Origin of the sequence: Microcystis sp. LE19-10.1B, assembly GCF_027530565.1 — a bacterium.
In the GTDB taxonomy this organism is placed as follows: Bacteria; Cyanobacteriota; Cyanobacteriia; order Cyanobacteriales; family Microcystaceae; genus Microcystis; species Microcystis aeruginosa.
Genome location: NZ_JAPZQM010000196.1, coordinates 1 through 3,702 on the forward strand (window position 1 = coordinate 1; position 3,702 = coordinate 3,702).

Here is a 3,702-nt window from a genome sequence, read left to right on the forward strand (position 1 = left end):
ATGAGAACTTTTCTGACTTTTCTTCAGCTATTTATGAATGTCTGAATGATGCCCATCTGAAACATAAAAAAGAACTGGATTCCTTGCTGACTCTACGATTTCAGAAGTTTAATAAATCTCAGATTATGAACGTCTAAAGTATACAAGGTTGGGTTGAACGATAGTGAAACCCAACACTTTTAAATAATTGGGTTGGGTTTCGTTCCTCAACCCAACCTACGGCTCAAAAAAAAAAATCGACCCGCCCTTAGGCGGGAGACAAAGGGCAAAAGAGCAAAAGAACAAAGGGTTAAAGTCCTGGGGAGACACACGCAACCCGAAAACCGATGCCGTAGTCGTCGTTGCCGGGGCTGTCCCTGATGCGGTCGGCAGAACGACAGTGATTAGGGTTGAAGTCCCAAGAACCGCCGCGCAGACACTTAGTAGGCTGAGAACGATTATCATTCTTGATAAACCACGCCGATCCATCCGTCGGCGCTCCGATATAGTTATCGTGCCAATCGTCTTCGCACCACTCCCAAACATTGCCACTCATGTCATAGAGTCCCCAAGCATTGGGCCTTTTCTGACCCACAGGATGAGTTTTATCCTGAGAATTTCCGTCATAAGCTAAACGGCGCTTAACCTGCATGATCCAACAGCTATAACCCTTTTGGAGTCTATATCGGTGATCCGAAGTAAAAGCCGTTTAGCTTACCAAGCGTAATCTCCTAGCTGATTAGCATCATCACCGAAATAATAGCGAGTAGTAGTCCCCGCACGACAGGTATATTCCCATTCCGCTTCTGTGGGGAGGCGATAGGTTTTGCCAGTTATTTGACTCAATTTCTGACAAAAAGCTTGAGCATCATTCCAACTAACCTGTTCTACCGGATTTTGTGGATTATTTTTAAAATAAGAGGGATTGTTTCCCATTACTGCTTGATATTGTGCCTGAGTGACTGGATATTTCCCAATCGCAAAACTGTTGACTTTAACTTGGTGTGGAGGCTTTTCATCATCGGAAGCATCAGAATCACTGTCAGGAGATCCCATGAGAAATTCACCTGCTGGTAAGTTCACCATCTCCAGTGTTATCCCATTGGGTAGGTTTTCGGTAAATGAAGTTTTATTGCCTAGTGCTGTCTCTGGTTGAGCAGATTTAGATGGAATCATCCAATCTGATGAAGAAGAAGGAGTTTTATTGTCTAGGGGTGTCTCTGGTTGAGGAAGGGGAGGAATAGGAGAGTCACCGACGACGGAGGTGCTAAAATTCCCAACTCTCTCGATTACATGGTTGTTGATGCGTTGAATGGCGGTTTCCAGTTCGATTTCCTCATCGGGGATTTCCACTTCCGTCCATTGCCATCCTTCCTGCTCGGCTCGCTCTAATGCGATCGCTAAACGGACGCGCTTTTCTTCGCTGGTGACGAGGAAATTGAGCAAACTAGCCGATAGATTCTCGTTTTTGCGGAAAGATACCGCCGATTCGGAACTGAGAATGTTCTGGACGAGGGATTCCACCTCGCTGACACTGCGGGAAAGTTCCCCGTCAATGGTCACTACTCGCTCGATTAAGCCTTGAAACTGTCCGATAATTGGTTTTAGGTATTGTTCTAGATTAATGGCTACTTTGGCCATTTCGATCGCTTCTTGTTCCAGACTATCTAACTCCAGCTGCAACTGATACACTTGTTTGTACCCGTTCAACTCGCCGATCATTTTCGAGAAAACTTGTGTTTGTGTATCCTGATCTTCAGCTAATTTCTGGATACTTTCGCTGATTAGGTCGATTTTCTTGAGCATGAGCAAGCTGGCGCGACCAACGAGAATCACGGTGCGGAAAATCTGCTGTTTCTGTAGTCTCAGGGTATCTCGCAGTTCAGCCGAGCCGATGCTATTCTCCAAAGATTGGCGTTTTCGCTCTGTTTCTGCCAATTTCTGGCATTTAACCGCCACTGCCTCCTTGATTTCCTCGGTCAGTTCCAGAAAAAACCGCCGGTATTCATCCTTATGGTCGGTGAGAAATCTGATTAACTGGTTATAGTCCTTGACTAATCTTTCTAATTCTTGAAAAGTTTCCTCGAAATTGAGGGGTTCTTCTTTTTTCCTCAATCCTAACCATGTATTGCGAACCCGTTTTCCGGTTTTAATCAGTTGCTGTCTTTCTTGAATCTGATCCTGCAAAACCAATAAATCGGGGCGATTTAGTTGGGGAAGTTGATAGGTTTTCCGATAAAGCTTGATTTTCGCCGTTTCTTCTGCCATCGCCTTGGTCGCTGAGGGTGAGTTTTTTCTATTTTAGCCCGATTTTTTGATCAGCTAGAAATCTCGGCCAGAGGCGAAAAAATCAGCGACAATGATATAAATGGAGTTATCAACACAAGTAAAGCGATTATGACTGTAGCCACGACGAACGCCCGAGATATTTTCCGCTCCGCCTACGAAAACCGTTACACTTGGGATGAAGGATTTCCCGGTTACACTGCCGATATTATCCTCACCCAAGGGGAGGAAGTCCATACGGGCAAAATTCAAGTTAATGCCGATTATAGTGTGGAAGTAACGGGCATTGATGACGAGAAAGTGCAAGAAAGTATCTATAATCAAATGCGCGACATCGTTACTCACCGCAAAAGAGGCAATTTTGATGCTTCCCACGGCAAAAACCAGTTTAATTTCGGGCAAGATGATCCCACCGGTGCGGTAGAAATTCTTGTCACCGGCGATGCGATGGGGTCTAATTATAAGGTCCGCGGCCAGGAAATCTGTCAAGTCAGTCGAGTCATGGGACCGATGGCTTTTACTATTAATACCGAGGAAAGTCTCGATACGGGAGAAGGTTATATTTCTATTCGCTATAATGCCATTTTCCGCAATGCTAAAACCGATGAATTAAAGGGAAAACGTGACTTTAAGGAAACCTACGAAAAAATCGGTAATTATTATTTACCCTCCTGTCAAGTGATTAACGCAATCGATGTCGGTGGCGAAAAATCCACCACAGAATTTACTTTTATCAATCTGCAGCTTTTAGAATCTTAAGGGTTATCCCCGCCCAAAAAGCGTTAGGATCGAAGTAACTAAGTAGGTGGGTGTTAAAAATTGTCGGATCCCCCCGCCTATCGGCACCCCCCTTATCAAAGGGGGGATTAAGGGGGGATCCCCCCTTATCAAGGGGGGCAGGGGGGATCAAAGACAATATCTATCTTCAATTTAATTGAAACCACTTACTTACACTCTCATAAATCTCTGACCAGAAGCTGATTATGTCTTTAACACTGACTCCCGATAACGTCGAACAAGTTTTAGATGAAATGCGCCCCTACCTGATGGCGGATGGTGGTAACGTGGAATTAGTCGAAATCGACGGGCCGGTCGTCAAACTGCGTCTTCAAGGCGCTTGCGGTTCCTGTCCCAGTTCCACCATGACCCTAAAAATGGGCATCGAACGTCGTCTCCGGGAAGTGATTCCCGAAATTGCCGAAGTTGAACAAGCTTTCTAAATCTTGGGTTAATTAATTCTCACCACCGCCCGATTGCTAATTAAATTAGCGATCGGGCATAATATTAATTATATATGGCTCTTCGGTTTGTGTTATGCAATGGACGGGGGTTATAAGGGATGGAACCCTTACATAGAAAGGCATTTAGCGATTTTTGTCAATTGTTTTTGCTCTAGAGCAAACTAATCAATTAAGTCTCTTACCAGATAAGGATTTA

General features: G+C 44.6%; 2 protein-coding genes and 2 pseudogenes. 3 read left to right on the forward strand and 1 reads right to left on the reverse strand.

All coding sequences use genetic code 11. The features are described from left to right. Nucleotides 1-137: pseudogene (locus tag O9332_RS07215) on the forward strand (IS630 family transposase); the annotation flags it as partial. 152 nt (nucleotides 138-289) lie between these two features. Here the strand turns inward: O9332_RS07215 and O9332_RS07220 are convergent. Continuing rightward, nucleotides 290-2,247: pseudogene (locus O9332_RS07220) on the reverse strand (formylglycine-generating enzyme family protein). Nucleotides 2,248-2,376: 129 nt separating this feature from the next. On the opposite strand from O9332_RS07220, the gene O9332_RS07225 reads away from it, so the two are divergent. Together O9332_RS07225 and O9332_RS07230 are read left to right on the forward strand one after the other, a co-directional pair. After that, nucleotides 2,377-3,024 (forward strand): DUF3386 domain-containing protein, encoded by a 648-nt coding sequence (locus O9332_RS07225; protein WP_002758934.1) that lies wholly within the window; start codon nucleotides 2,377-2,379, stop codon nucleotides 3,022-3,024. Nucleotides 3,025-3,248: 224 nt separating this feature from the next. Then, the gene (locus O9332_RS07230; RefSeq protein WP_002779291.1) at nucleotides 3,249-3,485 is read left to right on the forward strand and encodes a NifU family protein; all 237 of its coding nucleotides are present in this window, start codon (nucleotides 3,249-3,251) and stop codon (nucleotides 3,483-3,485) included. Nucleotides 3,486-3,702: the final 217 nt, after the last annotated feature.